Annotated in this window: 18 protein-coding genes; 3 read left to right on the top strand and 15 right to left on the bottom strand. The window is 57.6% G+C overall.

Features of this window, described 5'->3' with window-relative positions; all coding sequences use genetic code 11:
• Window positions 1-123 precede the first annotated feature (123 nt).
• The 14 genes from AACZ64_RS04865 to AACZ64_RS04930 form a co-directional block, all read right to left on the bottom strand.
• Window positions 124-312 carry a hypothetical protein gene (locus AACZ64_RS04865; protein WP_293614748.1) on the bottom strand — a complete coding sequence of 63 codons (189 nt, stop codon included), beginning with the start codon at window positions 310-312 and terminating at the stop codon, window positions 124-126.
• A gap of 79 nt (window positions 313-391) precedes the next feature.
• On the bottom strand, window positions 392-1,816 hold the full coding sequence (locus AACZ64_RS04870; RefSeq protein ID WP_293614747.1) for a M48 family metalloprotease: 1,425 nt from the start codon (window positions 1,814-1,816) through the stop codon (window positions 392-394).
• On the bottom strand, window positions 1,816-2,490 hold the full coding sequence (locus AACZ64_RS04875) for a hypothetical protein (RefSeq protein WP_293614746.1): 675 nt from the start codon (window positions 2,488-2,490) through the stop codon (window positions 1,816-1,818). Before AACZ64_RS04875 ends, AACZ64_RS04870 begins: the two co-directional genes overlap by 1 nt.
• Window positions 2,487-3,164, bottom strand: a complete 678-nt coding sequence (locus tag AACZ64_RS04880) for a hypothetical protein (RefSeq protein ID WP_339639742.1) — start codon at window positions 3,162-3,164, stop codon at window positions 2,487-2,489. The genes AACZ64_RS04875 and AACZ64_RS04880 overlap by 4 nt, the downstream gene beginning before the upstream one ends.
• Window positions 3,165-3,167: 3 nt before the next feature.
• Window positions 3,168-4,175, bottom strand: a complete 1,008-nt coding sequence (locus tag AACZ64_RS04885; RefSeq protein WP_339639743.1) for a VWA domain-containing protein — start codon at window positions 4,173-4,175, stop codon at window positions 3,168-3,170.
• A complete protein-coding gene (locus tag AACZ64_RS04890; protein WP_272992133.1) occupies window positions 4,172-5,236 on the bottom strand; it encodes a VWA domain-containing protein in 1,065 nt (354 codons plus the stop codon). The genes AACZ64_RS04885 and AACZ64_RS04890 overlap by 4 nt, the downstream gene beginning before the upstream one ends.
• Window position 5,237: 1 nt before the next feature.
• Complete coding sequence (locus tag AACZ64_RS04895) at window positions 5,238-6,563, bottom strand: hypothetical protein (RefSeq protein ID WP_272992131.1); 1,326 nt, start codon at window positions 6,561-6,563, stop codon at window positions 5,238-5,240.
• 20 nt (window positions 6,564-6,583) lie between these two features.
• The gene (locus AACZ64_RS04900) at window positions 6,584-7,381 is read right to left on the bottom strand and encodes a MotA/TolQ/ExbB proton channel family protein (RefSeq protein ID WP_036859667.1); all 798 of its coding nucleotides are present in this window, start codon (window positions 7,379-7,381) and stop codon (window positions 6,584-6,586) included.
• Between the two features lie 72 nt (window positions 7,382-7,453).
• Window positions 7,454-7,735 carry a hypothetical protein gene (locus AACZ64_RS04905; RefSeq protein WP_036859669.1) on the bottom strand — a complete coding sequence of 94 codons (282 nt, stop codon included), beginning with the start codon at window positions 7,733-7,735 and terminating at the stop codon, window positions 7,454-7,456.
• Window positions 7,736-7,741: 6 nt separating this feature from the next.
• A complete protein-coding gene (locus tag AACZ64_RS04910; RefSeq protein WP_036859671.1) occupies window positions 7,742-9,799 on the bottom strand; it encodes a PEGA domain-containing protein in 2,058 nt (685 codons plus the stop codon).
• Complete coding sequence (locus AACZ64_RS04915; RefSeq protein WP_339639744.1) at window positions 9,796-11,295, bottom strand: hypothetical protein; 1,500 nt, start codon at window positions 11,293-11,295, stop codon at window positions 9,796-9,798. The genes AACZ64_RS04910 and AACZ64_RS04915 overlap by 4 nt, the downstream gene beginning before the upstream one ends.
• Window positions 11,296-11,300: 5 nt before the next feature.
• On the bottom strand, window positions 11,301-12,482 hold the full coding sequence (locus AACZ64_RS04920) for a hypothetical protein (protein ID WP_036859676.1): 1,182 nt from the start codon (window positions 12,480-12,482) through the stop codon (window positions 11,301-11,303).
• 4 nt (window positions 12,483-12,486) lie between these two features.
• A complete protein-coding gene (locus AACZ64_RS04925) occupies window positions 12,487-13,206 on the bottom strand; it encodes a hypothetical protein (RefSeq protein WP_339639745.1) in 720 nt (239 codons plus the stop codon).
• Between the two features lie 31 nt (window positions 13,207-13,237).
• On the bottom strand, window positions 13,238-14,677 hold the full coding sequence (locus AACZ64_RS04930) for a tetratricopeptide repeat protein (protein ID WP_339639746.1): 1,440 nt from the start codon (window positions 14,675-14,677) through the stop codon (window positions 13,238-13,240).
• A 172-nt stretch (window positions 14,678-14,849) separates the two neighbouring features.
• Here AACZ64_RS04930 and AACZ64_RS04935 point away from each other — a divergent pair, with 172 nt between their 5' ends.
• The 3 genes from AACZ64_RS04935 (at window position 14,850) to AACZ64_RS04945 (ending at window position 17,822) form a co-directional block, all read left to right on the top strand.
• Window positions 14,850-15,740, top strand: a complete 891-nt coding sequence (locus tag AACZ64_RS04935; RefSeq protein ID WP_293614186.1) for an AEC family transporter — start codon at window positions 14,850-14,852, stop codon at window positions 15,738-15,740.
• Between the two features lie 22 nt (window positions 15,741-15,762).
• On the top strand, window positions 15,763-16,947 hold the full coding sequence (locus tag AACZ64_RS04940; protein ID WP_036861438.1) for a CaiB/BaiF CoA-transferase family protein: 1,185 nt from the start codon (window positions 15,763-15,765) through the stop codon (window positions 16,945-16,947).
• Window positions 16,948-17,039: 92 nt separating this feature from the next.
• Window positions 17,040-17,822 carry a gamma-glutamyl-gamma-aminobutyrate hydrolase family protein gene (locus tag AACZ64_RS04945; protein WP_272980968.1) on the top strand — a complete coding sequence of 261 codons (783 nt, stop codon included), beginning with the start codon at window positions 17,040-17,042 and terminating at the stop codon, window positions 17,820-17,822.
• Between the two features lie 194 nt (window positions 17,823-18,016).
• Here the strand turns inward: AACZ64_RS04945 and AACZ64_RS04950 are convergent, their stop codons facing one another.
• The gene (locus tag AACZ64_RS04950) at window positions 18,017-19,102 is read right to left on the bottom strand and encodes an AAA family ATPase (protein ID WP_272980969.1); all 1,086 of its coding nucleotides are present in this window, start codon (window positions 19,100-19,102) and stop codon (window positions 18,017-18,019) included.

Here is a 19,102-nt window from a genome sequence, read left to right on the forward strand (position 1 = left end):
ACACAGGTTGACTCAATCCCGGCCTTCAGACTCATTTAGGGATTGGAAAATACTGTAAGCCGCGTGCCAGGTGCGCAGTGCTGTGGAGCGGCGACAGAGACGGGCCTGGAAAAAGAGACGTGCCTAGAAAAAATCGAGATCACTGTTCAAGACAATTTGCTCCAGACTAACAGTCTGGTCATCAGTCTCCCGGTGATCTGTCTGCCATTGGCGGGGGAGAGGTTTGTAATGAATCACTTCCGGTGACGCAGTATGTTTGGGAATCGCCGGTTTTGGCAATATTCTGTCAGGTTCTCTGTGGTTCAGGTTCATGGCTACCTCCTTGATGACCAGACCAGTGTGACGGCTCAGCATGAAAGTGTGATGGCAATACCATGACAACGAGCCCGTTCTAACGAATGATTTTGATCCACTCGCCGGGCTCCGGTTCCCCAACCGGGTAATAATTATTGATGATGCGCAACTCGTCCTCCCCGTACTGACCCAATTTCAGGTGTTGGGCCAACAGGGCAAACGTGCTGTTTTTGGTGGCTTTGACGTAGTGAATTTTCTTTGCCTCAGTGGCCTGGAGGCTACGTTTTGAGACGGGTCGAAAGCTGCCAATAATGTCCATGAGTTGTCGGTTGCCCAGTGACTGATCAGCGCCGCGCTCCAGTGTTGCCCGGAAGACAAAGGTGCGGTAGCCGTAGTAAAGCACCGCCAGTCTTTGGTCCGGTTGCCCCTGTGTGCCCGGTATCAGGCCGGTATGACCCTGAAGGCGGAACTGGGAGAGGGGTTCAGACTGTTTGAGCAGGAGAATCCCCAGCTGTTGTTTGATGAACTGGTCCGGGCTGACTCTGGTGCGATTCATTGCCGTGACCGAGATTTTGACATCGCCGGTGTCGTTGTGGGCGTTGACCAGTGGCGGCTGTTCGCTGAATTGCCAGCCTTTGGGAAAATACATCATAAAGGCCAGTTCTTCGTTCAGGTAGACATTCTCTGGCAGTCGTCGCGTTGCAACATTTTCACCCCAGACCATGCCATCAGTGGCAATACGAAAGGGCGTGAAATTGTGCTCAACCTTCATGTCATTCGGGGTTGACCCTGCGTTGCTGACCACTTCCCGCAGTCGCTGATCGTTCCGTGGATGGGTGGCAAACAGACCGTGGTAGGTTTGCGGTTCCCGACCGGACTCCAGGGCCCGTTTTTTTTCCAGCCGTTCGTGATCTTTCAGCATGGTGATCACCTCAATCATGGCCTGGGGGTCATAACCGGACTTGTACAGGTAGCGGCTACCGATTTCATCGGCTTCAAGCTCCATATCCCGTCCGTAACCACTGACCATGGATGCGCCCCACATTGCACTGGCCTGACCCACCTCCATACTCCGGGTGAGAATGGCGAGCAGTCCCGCAACGAATTTTGATCCGGTCTGGGCCCGCTTCTGGCGGGCGTGATGCCCCGCCGTGACGTGGCCGACTTCATGGGCCAGCACGGCTGCCAGCTGGGCTTCGGAGTTGAGATAGCCAATCAGACCGCGGTGGATGTAAACATAGCCGTCCGGCAGGGCGAAGGCATTGATATCGGGGTTGTCGATGACCGTGAACGTAAATGAATCCCCGGCCTGATCCGAGTGGCGGACAATGCGCTGACCAACCTGGTCGACATAGTCAGCCAGTTTGCCCTCCACCAGTGGCATATTGGCGATAATTTCGCGGTGCATTTCCTCTGGCGTTTCCGGGGGCTTGCCCGCAGCCATCGCAGCGCAACAGCAACCCAGCAGCGCTATCAATAGGAGCACGCGGTATTGCGATAAACCCAGTTGCATGGCAAACATCACGGGCTGCCGGGGCCTACCGGGGCAAAAAAGCTCTGAAGTCGAGTGCCTATCCCTTCGCAGGCTTCACCCTGAACCCTGGCGATAAAGGGGATTGGTGCACCTACCGCCAGCAAATACGATGATCCCTTGCTGTCTACCTGCACCCGCCCCTTTTCGCCCAATTTGTCGAGGTCCCAGATAATCGCTTCATAATTGGCGGCCTTGTCCCAGGAAGAAAAACCAAAGCAACCACCGCCCCCGGGGGCGACAGCACAGCTGATGGCACCGCTTTTTTCTGTGGTCTCGGTATTGCCGTCCACCCAGATCATGTAGCGAATACCCAGTTCACGGACCCGCTTGCCGATCAGTGGATCCTCCAGCATGCCTCCCATGCGCTTGAGCCCGAGCGGTGCCATGCGCGGTTCAAACCATGGGTAGAAACTGTCGAGAAACTGTTGCTCGGGCATGACTGACAGCTGCCCCCGATTGGCGAGTCTGGTGCCGATACAATTGATGAAGTCCGGGTCGGTTTCGTAGGCGCCGCTGTGCCGCCGCCCGACCACCACCACTTTCTCGTTGTCGTTCAACGGCAACAGGGTGCTGGATGGACGAAATTCGTCGACTTGGGTGGACGTGCCACAGGCACTGGTCGCGAGCACGGACAACAGGATCCAGGGGAGGGCACCTCTCACCGCTCTGTCCTCTGGCTCAATTTGGCGGGCGCTTCACGGTTGGCCAGCCACTGGCGAATTTCCGGTATTTGCTGAAAGCCGGTCAGCAGCCGTGCCCCCGCATCTCTCAGGGCCATCACGGTGGCCTGATTCAGTGCCTCTTCATCCGACTTGAGGAAGCGGCTCTGGGTTTTACCATAGGCGCTCATCATCCAGTCTGCGACAGGCTGGCCATTGCCGTCGTAGACTTTCAGATTGTATTTCAGCCACACCTCGTAGACGTTCAACTGGGTCTCCATGGGTGTGGCCAGCTGTACTTCTGTAATTTCGGGCACGATCATCAAATCCAGGGTGTTCTGGCCGGTGGGCAGGGTTTTCAGGGTCGCGCTGCTCTGAAACATATCGGTGAATACCCGATTGAAGAGTTGTACCTGGGATTCCCCTAATGCCATGGTGACCGGTTGACGGTTATCTTTCTCACTGGTAAATCGATAACTGCTGAAGCTGTTATCGAGAACCAGGCCCACGCTGAGGGGCTGCCGGGCAACCAGCGCGGAGGGGTAATCACCATTGACCGTGACATTGGTGCTGCAACCGATCAGCAGGGTCAGTGCCACGACAATTGGCAGTAGACGCAAAGAGGTCAGTAACCGCAAAGTGCAGTACACATTCATTGACGCTTGGGGTTGTGTCATAGATCACTCAGGTTTGAGGCCGTTCAGCCCGACAAAAGTTCCTCCGTTACGATAGCTCAGGTCGCGCATCAGCGCAGCAAATCTTGACGCCGTTTGCAGATTGCCGCCCTTGACCATGAAATGTACCGGGAAACCGATCGTATGGATACGAACCAGTTGCTGTCCACTGCGCCCCTCCCGGTTGATTTTCTCGACACTGCTCAGGACCTCCGCTATGGACTGCCCGGTGAAATCGTCACCCAGCACATAGAGGCTGATCTTCCGGTCCGGCGCATAGAACCGGCGAATCGCATGCTGTACACCCTCCACCGGACTGGAGTTGCTGAAGGGTGTCCAGCTGGCCAGCCGGTCGATAATCGCCTTGCGCCGGGCCGGTGTATCGGGAATCCATTTATCGCGATAGGTGGAGAACATATAGCCCCCCATGTCGTTCATCACCTGGATACCTTTTACCTTGGGATAGATATTGAGAATATTGATCATTTCCTGGCGCAGTCGTGGCCAGGCAAAATTGAACATGCTGCCAGAGGTGTCGATGATGAAAACGATGTATTCGCTGTCCACCGGTATGCCGCCAATCAATGATCGCTTGTCGGGCGTCTGCCGAGCTTTCAGGCGAGCCATTTCCTCTGTGAGCACCTGCAGGGCCAGTGTCAGCTTATCCCGTTCGGTGGTATCCGATTGTGCCACGGCGTCCCGCTGTCGGCGAACGCTGGCCAGCTCGGATTGCAGCCGGGCGATGCGTTGGCGAATATCAGACAGTTGTTCCTCCTTCGATAGCAGATCGCGATTCAAAATGCGGGCTTCTCCGCGTATCTCGAAGACCTGCTGCTGTAATTCGGCCACGCTGCCTTCCGCCGGTTGCGCCGAGTCCTCAAAAGCTGTCGAGTCGACGGTTTTGGCGATCAGCAATAACAGCACGATCGCGCCGAACCCACAGCTGATGACATCCAGGAAGGAAATGCTGATCTCGGCTGTATTACCCCGCTCTTTGCGCCGACGGGTACTCATGGCCAGTCCCTCGAGGGACTCATGAAAGAGCCCCGGCTGGACAGGGCCAACTGCCAGAAACTGGCTGCTGCCATGGGATCACCTTCCATCGGAAACAGCAGAATGTTGACCGGCAGGCGACGGGGTAATATCTGTGTGGCCTCGGCAAACAGCTTCAGGCGATCCCGCCCAGTGATGGTTTTGAACCCCGAGGGTTTTCTGCCCTGGGTGGGCAGGCCATCGGTGATTAAAAACAGGTTGTCCGGCGGTGTATCGAAACTGTTAATGGCCAGAAACGCGTTGATCAGGCTGCTGCCTCCGGCGGGTACCACCTGTGTCAGTTTTTTGATGGCATTATCAAGGCCCTGGCGATCGGCGGTATCCCGCCAGCGCCGGTCATCGCCCGCCACCGCCCCGGCTGCGGTGTTGAATACATAGATCTGGTAGCGGCTGTCCTGAGGTAACTGCGCCACCAACCATTCGGTGGTGCGGATGGCCCGCTGCCATTTCTCGGAGTTTCGCTTGACGGAATCGCTCATGTTGCGACGCCGGATCACGTTGACAATAGAGTCCGACAGCATGCTGGCTGACGCATCCACCAGGATCAGGATTTGCCTCCCACCCAGTTTTAAACCGGTCAGATACTGTCGTTCACCATCACCGATAAATTGCCGCACATTGTCGGCATTTCCCTGTTCCCGGAGATTGGCGGTTTCCCGTTCCAGGGTTTCGACCTGCTTGCGCAGGATTTCGATTTGCTGTTCCGGATCCGCCTGGGCGCTGAGTTCGCGGCGGGTCTTTTCGATATCGGCGACCACCCTTGCCGATAACCCCTGCGCTTCCACCAGTGATTCATCGATGCGTGCCAGGCTGTTGCGCAGCGCCACCAGCGCTTCCTCGCCGACCCGCAAATCCTCCTGCAGCAGATTCACTTCCGCATTCAGCAGGGGGTCAGCGGATTCCAGGGATATTGCGTCATGTTTAAGGATCAGAAAAAGCAGGGTAACTGCGCCAAAACCGCAGGCCATGATGTCGAGGAACGACAGGCTGAAGGCGCTTATCCTGTGTTTTGAGCGGCGCAAATCAGGTCACCTCGATCAGGTCCAGCTGATCGACGCCTATCTGGAGGCTGTGGCCGGCCCGCAGGTCCGCGGGGTTACCTTCGACCGTAACAGCAGCACTGGCAGTCCTGAGCTGCACACTGTCCTGTTCACGAACCAGACAGCAGTCGCCTCCGGCACCTTGCGTAAAACGCAATTGATCGCCATCCCGCGTAATCGCCAGACGATTGCCAATGGCATAGGCCCGGTACCGATAAAGTAAGTGGGTCGCTGGAGCGGAGGTTTTTTCCGGAGCAACAACCGGCCGTGGGGCTTGCTCCGACGGCTGCTCGGATATCGCCGCTGTTGCCGTGCTCGTGGCAGCTGATCTGCAGGGAAGCCGGGTAATAAAGTGGAGATTTTCGGGGTCACCGGTGATGACCTCCAGGTGATTTCGACAACCGGTAATGGCGGCGTTCTCATCCAGCGTGGCAGACGGGGCGAGATGCTCCCGGATGCCCGGCAATTGCGCGGCGCGATGACTGAGTAGCAGGGTCTCGCCATTGGTTTTCAGGTCCGACAGTTTGCCCTGCAACAGCTGGAATCGCGATGCGCTGCTGGCCAGCAGCTCGGTGCGACTGAGTACCAGCCGGTAATGTCCCTGTGGGCTGTCAAGTTCGGCAGTGATTTCCGCCTGGCCCTGCAGTGCCGATAACCAGACTGGCAAACGGTTGTACAGCTGTTGCTCTCCCGCAGCGGTGTGCAGGGGGTCATAGCGGTACTGGCGGATAAACTGGTTGGCAATGTGTTGTGCCCAGAGGTCATGGAAAGTTTTCAGGCCAACGTTGCTGATGATTTCCACGCCGGTGCGCTCAATCTGCTGCGCCACATTAAGCCGGGTAATCACGGTCTGGTGGAGCTGAATATCCAAATGAACCAGGGTCCCGATTGCGTCAGCGTGACTGGCGGCCGCCACGGCGGCGTCCACCAGCCCGGTTGCCTCAAATGGCGAGGCTTTCGCCAGGCCCAGCAGAATGGATAACTGGCCCCGGTCAAAACTTCCGGGAACGGCAAAGACCACCTGATCCGGGTGACCGCTGTCGCGGTGCAGTGCCAGAAGTTGCGCGTAGGCCATATCGGCGTAGTGACGCGCGTGCTTGCTGGTGACGGGCAGGGGGGAGAGATTGAGTTGCCACCAGTACTGGTTGAAACTCTGTTGTGGTTCGAGGTAGGCGCGCTGCAGGGCGGCCTCGCCGGTGGTAATACCCTCCGGGGTGAGCAGTGCATAGCCGGGACTGACGGTCAAATCACCCCGATCGTTTACGCAGCAAATACCTGCGTCATTCAATTCGATGATGGCAACACTCATGATGTGGTCTGTCCCGCTGTTCAGTCGGTTTTCAGGTGACGCAGCAAATTGCTGTCACAGTAGCTGTGGGTGTCCAGCACCAGCCGTTCCTGGAGCAGCTGCAGTTGATGCAGCATGAACATCACTACAATACTGATAACCAGAGCAATAAATGTGGAGTTGAATGCTACCCCAAGACTGGCCGTGACACCGGCAATATCGCCTTCCACCGCCTTGTGTGCCTGACTGAGGGCCTCTCCGATACCGCGAACCGTGCCGATAAAACCGATGGATGGAATCGCCCAGGCGATATAGCGAACCATGGATAATTCCGAGTCGAGTCGGTCGGATTCGGTGTCCAGTACGTCGCCCACAGCGCTGGAAACGTCCTGGATATTGCGCGTGGAACCGAAGCGCTGTAGTGCCGCCAGCAGTGTTCGGGGCACCAGATAGCCCTGTTGTGCCTCGGGCAATGCCTGAACAGGACGGGACATTTGTCGCGCATCCTCCGGCAGCACACGGCTGCCCTCGCTGACACCGAGCAGTGGTAGGGACAGCAGCTTTCGTTCATTGACAGTGCGCCGCGCTTTGTAACCCATGATGGCAAAGGCCCACAGCATCAGGATAAAGCAGGCTTCCTGTTCGTAATCCTTCACCACAATGTAAAAAGAGCGTTCTGCCACATAGGCTTCGCCGGCAGCCTCCCGGGCCAACTGCTCCTGTAAAATGGCATTGGCGTTGGGGCGGATCAGCGTCACGTAGAAACTGTGCACCAGAATCAGGGCCAGAATCAGGGCGAACAGCTGGTAGAGAAACTCCGAGGAGGTGTTATTCCGCATAGGTGGCTACTCCGCAAATATCCGGGCCGGTTTGATGATAACTGGCAGGGTTGTGATGGCTGTGTGAGGATGTCATATATCCACCGGGAAGGGGATGGCAATATCCTCGGAAATTTCTTCCGTCGGGGAAAAGTCCGGGCTTGTCCGCCGCGACGTGCTTGACGGGGCCGGTTTGGCTGGTGGTGAGCTGGCGGCATCGTCGCTTGATTGCTTGCCGGACGCGCCTGTCACCTGTTTTGTGTCTGGCTCTTTGCCTTGCTCCGGTTCATTAGCATTAGGATTGGCGATCAGGCAGATCGGGAGTCCGCCTATCAGCAGCGCCGCGAGGCAGGTCTTGAGAGTCTTTAGCGCCATAGGATATCACTCCACATTGCGCGCCACCCTGAAGCCCAGGTCGTCCCGGCCATCGAGACCGTAATCGCGGTAGGACAGCCGCAATTGAATGATATTGCCGTGGCGCCAGCTGGCTCCCCGAATCACGCGAAATTCACCGGAAGCCGGGCCGGTGGGGTCTTTTTCGGCACTGCTACCAAGACTGAATTCAATACCATAATAATCATTGACCCACTCTGCCACATTGCCCTCCAGGTCGTGGAGCCCCCGGTGATTGGCGGAGAAACTGCCCACTGGGGCGGAGACGGCAAAACCGTCGTTGTAACCGGTCAGGACTTGGTCAACCATTCTCGAAGCGCTGCTGTCGGCAAAATTTCCGGCACCGTCGGCCGGTGGAAATTGCTGTCCCCAGCCAAAGCGTTTTGCGTCGCCGGAGGTGGCCCGTGCCGCCCATGCCCATTCCGCTTCAGTGGGCAGGCGGTAGCCGTTTGCAGCGGGGTTGGTGCCGGTGATCTTGCCGCCGGACTCTCTGTAGAAAGGCGGCAGATTTTCTCTGGCGCTCAGCCAGTTACAATAACGGGCAGCCTGATCCCAGCTGACATTGACCACCGGTTGTTCTGGTTGATCCAGCGTTGTGCCGCGCACATGTGATGAGCTGTGCTGACGGGCAAACTGCTTGAATTGCCGATTGGTCACTTCTTTGGTGGCGAGGTAAAATGGACGTGTCAGTTGCACATCGCGCAACACCTCATTGGCCCGCCGACCGCTTTCACGGCGCGGTGCGCCCATCTTGAAAGCGCCCTCGGGTCGGAAAAGTGTCAATGCCTGCCCCGCTTTGCTGGTAATGCTGGTGGGTGTGTTGGCCCACCTGGCCGCCTGCTCAGTGAGCAGCTTTACCTGTACCAGTTGATCGAGTCCGGGTTTTGGTGTGATGGTGCGTGTTTCAGTGGCGTAGCCGGGCTTGCGAATTTCTATCCGGTGGGGGCGGGCGGGCAGGCTGAAGGTCTGCCCCGGTTTGCCCCTTGCTACCCCGTCGATCCAGACAGTCGCATCTGCCGGACTGGCGGACACCCGGATTTTCCCCATGCTCGCATTGAGGGTGATCGACAGTTGCCTTTTCTCACCAGCAGACAGCGTCAGGGCCTGTTTGCTGGTGACATAGCCGTTGGCAAAAAAGGACAGCTGGTGTGACTGGTCTGGCGGCAATTCGAGATCCAGTGGTGTGACGCCCCGATAGGCACCGTTTACCGTTACGGTGGCACCGTTCGGTGAACTGGTCACTGAGAGGGTCGCATCGGCGGGCTCGAAAATGATCTCTGGCAGTGTCAGGGTTTCACCCACGTCGACGCGCAGTTTTTGCTGCCAGGTCTTGAACCCCTCTAGCTGCACACGGACATTCTCACCCTTGGCAAGGAGTTCTGTGATCAGGGGGGTGCGGCCTCGCGACTCGCCCTCGATAATGACCTCCGCGCCGCTGGGTTTGGAGCTTAACTGAACCTGACCCCAGGCCTGTGCGAGGGTCACGGCCAGTGATTGGGTGCGATCCAGTCCGACGATGGTCACGGTGTCTTTTGCGGGGGAATAGCGCGGGGCCTGGACGACCAGTTGGTGATCGCCCGGTGGCAGGTCACGAACCGTCAGGGGTGTTGTTCCCGCATGTTCGCCGTTTACCAGTACCTCTGCACCGGCGGGGGTGCTGGAAAGCTCCAGATGGCCCGGTTTTTTAGCCATCGCCAGTTCCAGCAACTGATGCTTGTCGGGACCGACTGAAAAGGCCTGTTGCAAGGGGAGGTAGCCCTCAGCCATGGCACTTATCCGATAATCTCCCGGACGAATCAGATAGTGGTCAGCCAGCTTGAACGTGATGCCACCGCTGATCGAGAGGTCGGCGCTGGCGGGGCTGACTTGTACGACCACCGATTTGGCAGTGAACAAAAATCCCAGAACCAGGCCGCTCACCAGCAGTGCCGCGGCGATAATGCCCGTCAGGGGTTTGACAGTGAAACGTCTGCTGGCAACGGTCTCGCCCAGGGGGACAAAGGTTGCCGGCTCGATAGTCTGAGGCTGTTGTCGATGTTCGGTCACGAAATCGGGTCCTTGCAGATCACTACCACCGGTTGACTGAGCCCTTCCGGGCCAAGCTGGAACTCCACCCGTACATCCCGATAGCCGCGACGGGTTCCCACTGCGACGTATTTTCCGGGAATCAGTGAGATCTGCTTGCGTTGAAATTTACCCAGTTCGCCCTGTCGGTAGAGTGTGACCAGGGTGTCCTGGTCGGACACCAGCTCCACCTGAACCGGGGTGGTCGCTGTTTTCATTGTTTGATCCAGGCGGCTGATCTGTTCCTTTAATTTGGTGCCGGGAGACTTGATGGCTCGTGCGTCTGCCAGAATCCGTTGAGCCTCTTGTCGTACGTTATCGGATGACAGACGCAGCGGCTGATCGAGTATGCCGCGAATCTGGTCGTCCAGTTGTGCGCGGGCATTGCTTCGAATCTGTCCCAGCCGGGCTTCCATCACGGAACTGTCGATCGCCATAATTTTGGCGTAGGTATCCCGGGCCTGATGCCACTGTTCGCGGCTTTCCAGTGCTGTGGCCTGGCTCAGCAGGGATTGAAGGGTTTGCTTGGTGGCGGCACTGGATGCCTGGGTAAGTCCGCTGCGGGCCGCCGGATCATCTGGCTTGAGTTGCAGGGCCTGTTTGAACGCGGTTTTTGCGCTGTCCAGCTGGTTGCGTTCCAGTGCGGTGTAACCACGGCTCATGGCCTCATTAAACCGATTGTCCAAGATTTCGGCATTGACGGCTTCCAGTCCGGCAGCGGCGGGCGTGTGGTCAGCGTCCAGTTCCAGGGCTTTCCGGTAGAGGGTTCTGGCCTGGGGCAGGTCGTTGTTTTGCCGGGCAATGGTAGCCTCTGTCACCAGCTCGGTGACCTGGTCCAGTACCTCGGCTCTGGCCAAGCCGCGGGCCGCCTCGGCATTATCCGACGCGATGGCCTGCACCTGTTCAAACTGCCGGGTTGCTTCTTCGGCATCACCGTTATTGAGTGCGGTTTGTCCCGCCGTCAGTGCGTCGCTGACTCGTTGAGGGATAGACGTTTCCAGTGCGGTGAGTTGATTCAGGGCTGACTGGTAGGCGTCCTGTGCCTGATCAAAGGCGCGCTGGCGATAGTGGGTATCGCCGGTTGCAGCAACCGCAAGTGCCCTGTCAAAGGCTTCCCTGTCCCAGAGTTCTACATTTTTGCTCTCAAGAAAGGCCTGCTTTTCAAGAATCTTGCTCAATACATCCTGTGCCGCACGTCTCGCTGTGGCTAACTGTGCGTCTCGGAACGGTGATTCTGCCGTCGGGGCCGCCGTGCGGTCAGATACAATTGGCACGGGGGGGGTGTCCGGCGGTTGAATCAGTGCCGGGAGTACAAAGATCACCACCAACGCCAGCAGCACACAGAGAGCCAGTGCTACCCAGCTGGCGGGTCGTTGTTGCCAGGGCAGGTTATCCGCTTTGCGGCTGTCTTCGGGGGTGACAGGAGTAAATGCTATGTCGCTCGGCCTGATCGGGTCCTGGTCGTTACTTCCGCTCATGGGGCTTAAATTCCACCGCGTTCGGCCTGATAAATCTCCCGCAGCAGGGTTTTCCACTGTGCATATTGGGCGGCAGCATTGCCGGTCAGAGTGATTGTGCGATCTTCCAGCTCAATGACTCTCGGTTCTATCTCGGCTTCAAGTGATTGGGCGAGCTCGGCGAGTGTGTCCTCATGAATCTGCAGTTCGGCTCTTTTTGACAGACCGCTTTTTACCAGCAGGGCCCCGCTACCGATAGCCACTGCCCCGGCAGCGCGTCCGGAACCGCTGTTGCTGCCGGAGGCCAGAATGCCACCAATAATCGCGGCTACTCCACCGATGGTGCGATTGCGGGACTGGCGTTTCAGTTCTCTGAGGGCCACGAGCTCGTTGTAACTGGCGGCTCGCCATTCCTGATAGGGGCTGTCCATGCGGCGGGTAAAGGCGTCGTAATGTTCCTGCATGGTATCAATGAAAAGGTAGTCGCGCTGGCGAATCTGCCGGATGCGTTGCAGGATAGGGTCATTCTCTGCCGGCAAACGGCTGATTTCCAGCTGGCCACCCGGTGTCTCCCTGATATGGTCGCTGAACGCCTCCGGGGAAAAGTCCCGCGCAAATCGCAGTTCCGCTATGGTGCGCAGTTTATTGACATTTTCTGCACTCATCTGCTGACGGTATTCCAGGAGGTCGTTGGCAATCCGGTTATAAAGGCCCTGAAACGGATCTCGCTGTAGCTGGTTTTGCCGGTTGTAGGCATAGTTGCCCACCGTTTCGGTGTAGGACTTGGTATACCAGTGGCGATTGCTGGAATCGGTGACGGTGATATCCAGTGCCAGTGTTTCGCCGTTGGAGGCGACGATTTTCCCGGCCACATAGACCTCTGTGACCGTTTCCCTACCGGGTACCAGTCGCACTGCGCCCCAGGCGCCGGTTTTCTGAATGGTCGCGGCCAGCTGGTTTGGCAGGTACTGTGCTTCGGCTGTGCGCACGGTTGGCGAGACACTGGTATCGTCCGATTCGATGTTTTCCAGACCGGGCTCGAAAGGCAGCACTGCCAAGTCGAGTAGCTGTGACTCAACCACTGGCGCAGTCTGCTGCTCCAGCGGTGTCACGACTGTACTGGTGACCCGGTTGGTGCTGCAGGCCGCCAATAACAGCAGCGCAGACAATACGAATACCCGTTGTAGTAGATACTTCCAGTTGACCAACCTGTTATCGCCCCTCTTTATATTTGCGGTACTCGTCCCAGAGTTTTTCTCTCAATACCGGGTCCTGTTCTTTCATGGCTGCCTCACGGATCTGGCGAGCCACAATATCGTCATCGTGGCCATCGGGAATATTTGCTGGAACCGTACTGCCTCCACTGCGACCGATGATTGCACCGTCTCCACCGTAGGTGGTGGCTTGTCCCGATGGTGGTTCGCTGGCGCCGTCCGGGCCGCTGGCTTCTTCATCGCCGGGTCTTCCTGATGGACCGCCCCCGAGTTCCTCGGTGATATCTGCCTCTTCAAACAGGGGGCCTCCCGTGTCGGCGGGTGCCCCTTCACCGTCGCTGTCCTGTTCCCTCTCGGTAGCGGCGGCCCGTGCATCCATAATCATACCGTCAAATTCGGCCATGGAGGCATCCAGCCGTTGATCGAGAACCGCAATTTCCTCATCTGCGCTGAGTGCGCCACCCGGTGGGGGCGATGGCTGGTTTGCCGGACTACCCTGATCCGGGTTGGCTTCAGGCATTTCGCTGGGCTCACTGACGTCACTGGACTGGCTCTCGCCTGTCGTCGAAGCCGTTTCCGGAGGACTGTCCTGCTCGTTGGCCTCCTCTGTTGCCGGTGACTGGGCTTGCGGTTGTGGAGGCTGCTGGGACTGCGCCGTGGGGGACTGGGTCGGACTCTGACATCCCGGCGCACTGAGCAGGCCAACACTGAGTAACATTATGAGAAATGATCGATTCATCATTGGGAGACTACTGTATCAGGACCTTGACCGGCAATGCTTCGGTTGGCACAGGCTGGCCATTGTCAAAGCGCGGTCTGAATTTGGTATCAATAATGGTTTTCCTTGCCCGGCGTTCCAGCCCATCGCCCCCTTCCGGGGAAACACTCAATGTTGTGATTTTGCGGGGTTGCCCTTTTTCGGAGATATTAACGGCAAGCATCACATAGGCCGCGGGTATTGACGGGCTGGTCACAATTTCTGTGATGTCGGGCATTGGGGTTTCCTGTTGTTCTGATGAGCGTTCGGTGGAGGTGGTTTGGGCCGTGAGCACGGATTCGGTCTCCATAATGGCCGAATCGATCGGCCTGGGCAGCATTTTCGGCTCACCCAGCAACGCGGCAATCAGCGCTGTGTCATTCGTCTGTTGCAAGACGCGGTAGGCTTTTTGATAGTTGTCAATGGCCGGGCCGGTTAGATTGAATAGCATAAACCAATCACCGGTTTTGATATAACCGGTAGCCTTGTCGGCCGCGGATGCCGAGGGGTCCTGTTCCAGAATATCAATCATCCTGGCATTAGCCCGGCGACCGTTCTGAAAATAGTTTTTGCTGAGGAATGGGTCGTCGGCCACCCAGCGCGCCTGCTGAAATCGCTCAGACAGGAGGTCTGTATTCTCCCAACTGTTGGCGTATTTTTTCTGATGCCTGTCGAGGTAGTAGTCTGTCATTGCCGAGTTGTACAACAGCCCGGTCATGCTGCGATGATCCTCGCCATGTTGCTGCGCGGTGATGGCCAGTGCCCGATTGTAAACGCCATGGGCAACATTCAGATGGTAAATATCATCTCTGTGTCCCCGGGCATTGTAGGCCCGCAGGTGCCATTGACCGATTTCGTCCAGTAGCGGGAGTATGCGGGGATCATCGGTACCATAGGTTTTGCGGTGCAGCCAGAGTAGTTTCTGGTAGGCTTCGGCGGCCTCACTGATGAGTCCGAGCTGGATGTGGGTGTTGATAATACCGCGCAACATCGGTTCCTGGGACAGGCTGTAAACGCCGTTGTTAACACGATTCACGTACATGGCATGACGGAAGGCCTGAATAGCCTCTTTCAGGCGGTTCTGGCGCTGCAGGGTTTTGCCCAGCGCAAAGGTCAACTCGGATAACTCCGGATCAAAAGGACCGGCTAGTGCTTCGCGCCGGTCAATAGCCGACTGGTAATCGGCAATAATCTTCGCGGCTTCGGCGGCTTCGGCGGCTTCGGCGGCTTCGGCGGCTTCGGCGGCTTCGGCGGCTTGGAGGTCGGACTTTTCTGCCTGAGCAGTGGTTTCGCCGTGAGCCGGGTCACTCTCGATAGTTTGGCGGGCGGATTCGTGTTGCCCGGAGCCCTGTTCAACCGTGCCCGTTTCCGGTAGGTCAGCCGGGGTGTCAGCTTGAGCAGCGGGCAGACTGCCAAAGGTAAGCAGTAGCATCAACGCGCCGGTAGTATATTTTAGTGAATACCCCATAGTGAAAGCCCAGTAATGCTAGCGGTCTTAGAGATGGCTGGCAGGTGAAAGTTCCTTGCGGTATGTTGCACTTTCACGCGCTGCACAGGTGCAGTATAACGCCGCGGACAGATGAATTATCGGGGTTCAACAAATAATGTTTCTGGCTCTCTGGAATGTGATGGCGCCGGTATTGATCGCCATCACCATTGGTTATTGCTGGGGCCGCTCCCGGGTGCCCTACGCCGCGGAATTCGTCACCCGTGCCGTGATGAATATCGGTGCACCCTGTCTGGTGGTCTCCGCGATCAGTCGATCGGAGATTTCAGGGTCGGAGTTTGCCGAGGTTGCCGGTGCCGCTGCGTTTGTTCTGGCCGGCTCAGCACTGCTGGGCTGGGGGGGCATTCGTGCCTCCGGCGGCGATCTCCGGGCGCTGCTGCCATCGGTGACGTTTCCCAACAATGGCAATATGGGGTTGCCGCTTTGCCTGTTTGCCTTTGGCCAGGAAGGGTTGGCCCTGGCGGTGGGCTTTTTCATCGTACAGATGACTGCCATGATGGTATTTGGCACCCCGCTACTCGACAGGCAATCCGGCAATATCTGGTCAATATTGAAAGGCTTTGCCTTTCAACCGTTAATACTTGCGGTCATTATTGGACTCGTTCTTCTGGTGGGGAATATCGACCTGCCGCAATGGCTTGACCGGTCTGTTGAACTGCTGGCCGGGTTCACCATTCCACTGATGCTGATCACGCTGGGTGTTTCCCTCTCCACGCTGAGTACGTCGGGATGGTGGCGGAGTCTGGGTTACTCGGTGCTGCGAATTGGCGGTGGCCTGGTGATGGCCTGGTTGGTGGTTGAGTGTCTGGAGATTACCGGCACTGCCCGGGGTGTGGTGCTGCTGCAGGCCATTATGCCTGCGGCAGTATTCAATTATCTACTGGCTCTGAAGTATGACCAGGAGCCGACCGCAGTGGCGGGTATTGTGGTGGCCTCCACCGTCATGGCGCTGGTTGCCGTACCAGTATTGTTGGCCGTGTTGTTATAACCGGGAGAAAGTTGTGACAGAAATGAAGCCCTTGTCGGGATACCGGGTGATCGAACTCGGCCAATTATTGGCCGGCCCCTTCGCCGGGGCACTGCTGGCCTATTTCGGGGCTGAAGTGATCAAGATTGAACCGCCTGGGAAAGGCGATCCGCTGCGCAACTGGCGGGTGGTCAGGGACGGCACATCACTGTGGTGGCGAAGTCTAGGACGCAACAAGAAATGCATTACCCTGGACTTGAAGACGGCGCGGGGGCGGCAGTTGGCAAAGCAGCTGATCGACGGGGCCGACGTGGTGATCGAGAATTTCCGGCCTGGGGTCATGGAAGCTTGGGAGCTGGGGCCAGAGCAATTCAAACAGTCCAATCCCGGCTTGGTCTACACCCGTATTTCCGGCTACGGCCAGACCGGTCCCTATGCAAACAGACCCGGTTTTGCCTCGGTGTGTGAAGGGATCAGTGGCTTTCGTTATTTGAATGGGTTTCCCGGCGAGGCCCCGGTGCGACCCAATCTCAGCATTGGCGACAGTATTGCCGGGTTGCATGCAGCATTCGGTGTGGCGCTGGCGCTGCTGTCCAGACAGTCCAGCGGCGTGGGGCAGGTGGTGGATGTGGCGCTCTACGAGGCGATGTTCAATCTGCTGGAGGCGGTGGTGCCGGAATACGATGGCGCTGGTATTATCCGTGAACCCTCCGGTACCACAGTGACCGGTATCGTACCTACCAACACCTATCGCTGCGCCGATGGAAAGTACGTGGTGATCGGCGGCAATGGCGACTCCATCTTCAAACGCTTGATGTTGGCGGCGGGCAGGCCGGATCTGGCAGAGGACCCCCGCTGTGCCGATAATGCCGGCAGGGTGCAGTGCGAGCAGGAGATCGATAGCGCCTTGTCGGCCTGGTGCAGCGAACTTCCCAGTGCAGAACTGTTGACGTTGCTGGCCGAGCAGCGGGTACCCGCAGGACCGATTTATCACGCGGGCGATATGCTGACGGACCCTCACTTCAATGCACGGGGCCTGTTCGAGCAGGTGGAGATCAATGGTGAACCGCTGAAAATTCCGGCGATGATCCCCCGACTCAGCGAGACCCCCGGTAACACCAGTTGGCCCGGCTCCGAGGTGGGCAGTCACAATGCCGAGGTGTTGGGCGGGCTGTTGGGACTGGATGAAGCTGCCCTGCAGCAGCTAAAGGCAGAGGGTGTTATTTGACAGTGCAAACAGGAGATCTAAAAAGGAATACAAACCAGAAGTGCAAACCCGGTGTGGTGGGTTGTCCACACGCAATTCAGGAGTAGGTGAACATGGCTGGACACTGGCCGGTGGTGGGCATTCCCTGTGATGTGGTGACGCAGGGACTGCATCCCTTTCATGGCAGCGGTGAAAAATATATCAACGCACTGGCCCATGGTGCCGGTGTTAGACCGGTTATGCTACCTGCGGTGGGTACCGGCCGGGATCTGCATTCCCTTGCGGACATCTGTTCCCCGGATGAGGTGCTGGACTCGCTGGATGGACTGTTTCTAACGGGCAATATTTCCAACGTGAACCCGCAGTACTATGGTCAGCCAAGTCGTTCCGGTAACCTGCTGGACCCCCAGCGCGACACCACCGTCCTGCCGTTGATTCGCCGCGCCATCGAACGAAACATCCCGCTCTTTGCGGTCTGTCGCGGCATGCAGGAACTGAATGTGGCTCTTGGCGGTTCGCTCTATCAGTATGTGCATGAAGTGCCGGGGATGCTCGATCACCGGGAAGACCGGAGCCTCCTCAGAGAAGGCCAGTACGATTATGCCCACAACATTACCCTGACGCCGGGCGGGTTGTTGGCCACCCTCGCCGGATCCCGGCAAGTGCGGGTCAACTCTGTTCACGGCCAGGGTGTTCATCGGTTGGCGGCGAGCCTGCAAGTAGAAGCTGTCGCTCCCGATGGGCTGGTGGAAGCTGTGCGGCTGGCCGATTACAGCCGCTACGCCGTCGGTGTGCAATTCCATCCCGAGTGGCAATATCCTGAGGATATTTTCTATGCAGCGTTGTTCAGGGCCTTTGGCGATGCAATCCGCGAGAGACGGGCTGTTTGTAAATAGCCGAAGGGTTGAAAGGTCATGGCTGCCTGAACCTTCTGAAATATCGATTGCCGGGTTGGTTTCTCGGTGGACTGACCGGGGTTTTGTATGCCTCGCTGACTATTCTGAGACGGTTTCCTTCAACGGTGACCGTGGCTTCAGATACCTGGATCTCTGAGAGTGGTTTTAGTCTCTGCCTCTTTAGGTTAGAGGATTTACAGTAACCGCCGCTGTTCAAATACCGCTTGCCAGTGCGCCCCTTCCTTGACGGCCACTTCGGATTCAAAATAGTGTTTCATGCGCCGCCGGTCGTCTTTGTTATCTTTCAGGGCCGCTCCGATCAGGAAATGCACCAGGTCGCCCATCTCCATCTTGCCGTTGCGATAGTAGTAGGCGTGCACGCCCATGGCGTGGGCCACAGACACGGCCTCTGCGGTGGACATCACGGTGGCTGCAAGTCGGTCGGTACTGCGTCCATCCAGCGTCTGCCCGTTGCGCAGCTCGTGGAAAATCGTTGTCAGTACCTCGATGATCTGGGCATCGGGCTTCACATCGACACCGGACAGACGAATCAGTTTTTCCGATTCGCTGGCGACCACCTCGATTTCGTCCTGCAGTTCCCGAATCGGCGGTATGGTTTCGAAGTTCATGCGACGTTTGAGGGCTGCACTCATGGCATTGACGCCCTGGTCCAGGGAGTTGGACGTGGCAATGATATTGAAGCCCTCTCGGGCGAAGAGAACGCCGTTTTCGCGGCCTAGCTCAGGCACCAGGATCTGCCTCTCTGACATGATCGACAGCATGGCATCCTGAATGTGCTGGGGGCAGCGGGCAATTTCTTCGAAACGCACCAGCTGGCCCTCCATCATGCCCTGATAAACCGGGCTTGGAATCAGCGCCTCGGGCGTTGGCCCCGCACTCTTCAATAAGGCTTCGTTCCAGCTGTAGAGCAGTTGGCTGACATTGGTGATGGCTCCGCCCTGAATGGTGAGGGTGGATTGGCCGGAGATGGCGCTGGCCAATAATTCCGACAACCAGGATTTGGCCGTACCCGGTTCGCCGATCAGCATGGCTCCCCGGTTGGTGGCGAGACTGATGATAATCCGGGTAACCAGCTCCCTTTGGGCGACAAATTTTCGCTGAATGCCCAGCTTGTCATCACCGAGGATGAATTTTTCCACGGCGAATGGAGACATCTTCCAGCCCGGTGGTGCCGGGCCTGGGTCCCAGTCAATCAGTCGTTCCAGCTCGTCCCGGTAGAGGTTCTCGGCGCTGGGTCTCTGTATGGCTTTGTCATTCAT

It is taken from the genome of uncultured Porticoccus sp. (assembly GCF_963975625.1).
GTDB lineage: Bacteria > Pseudomonadota > Gammaproteobacteria > Pseudomonadales > Porticoccaceae > Porticoccus.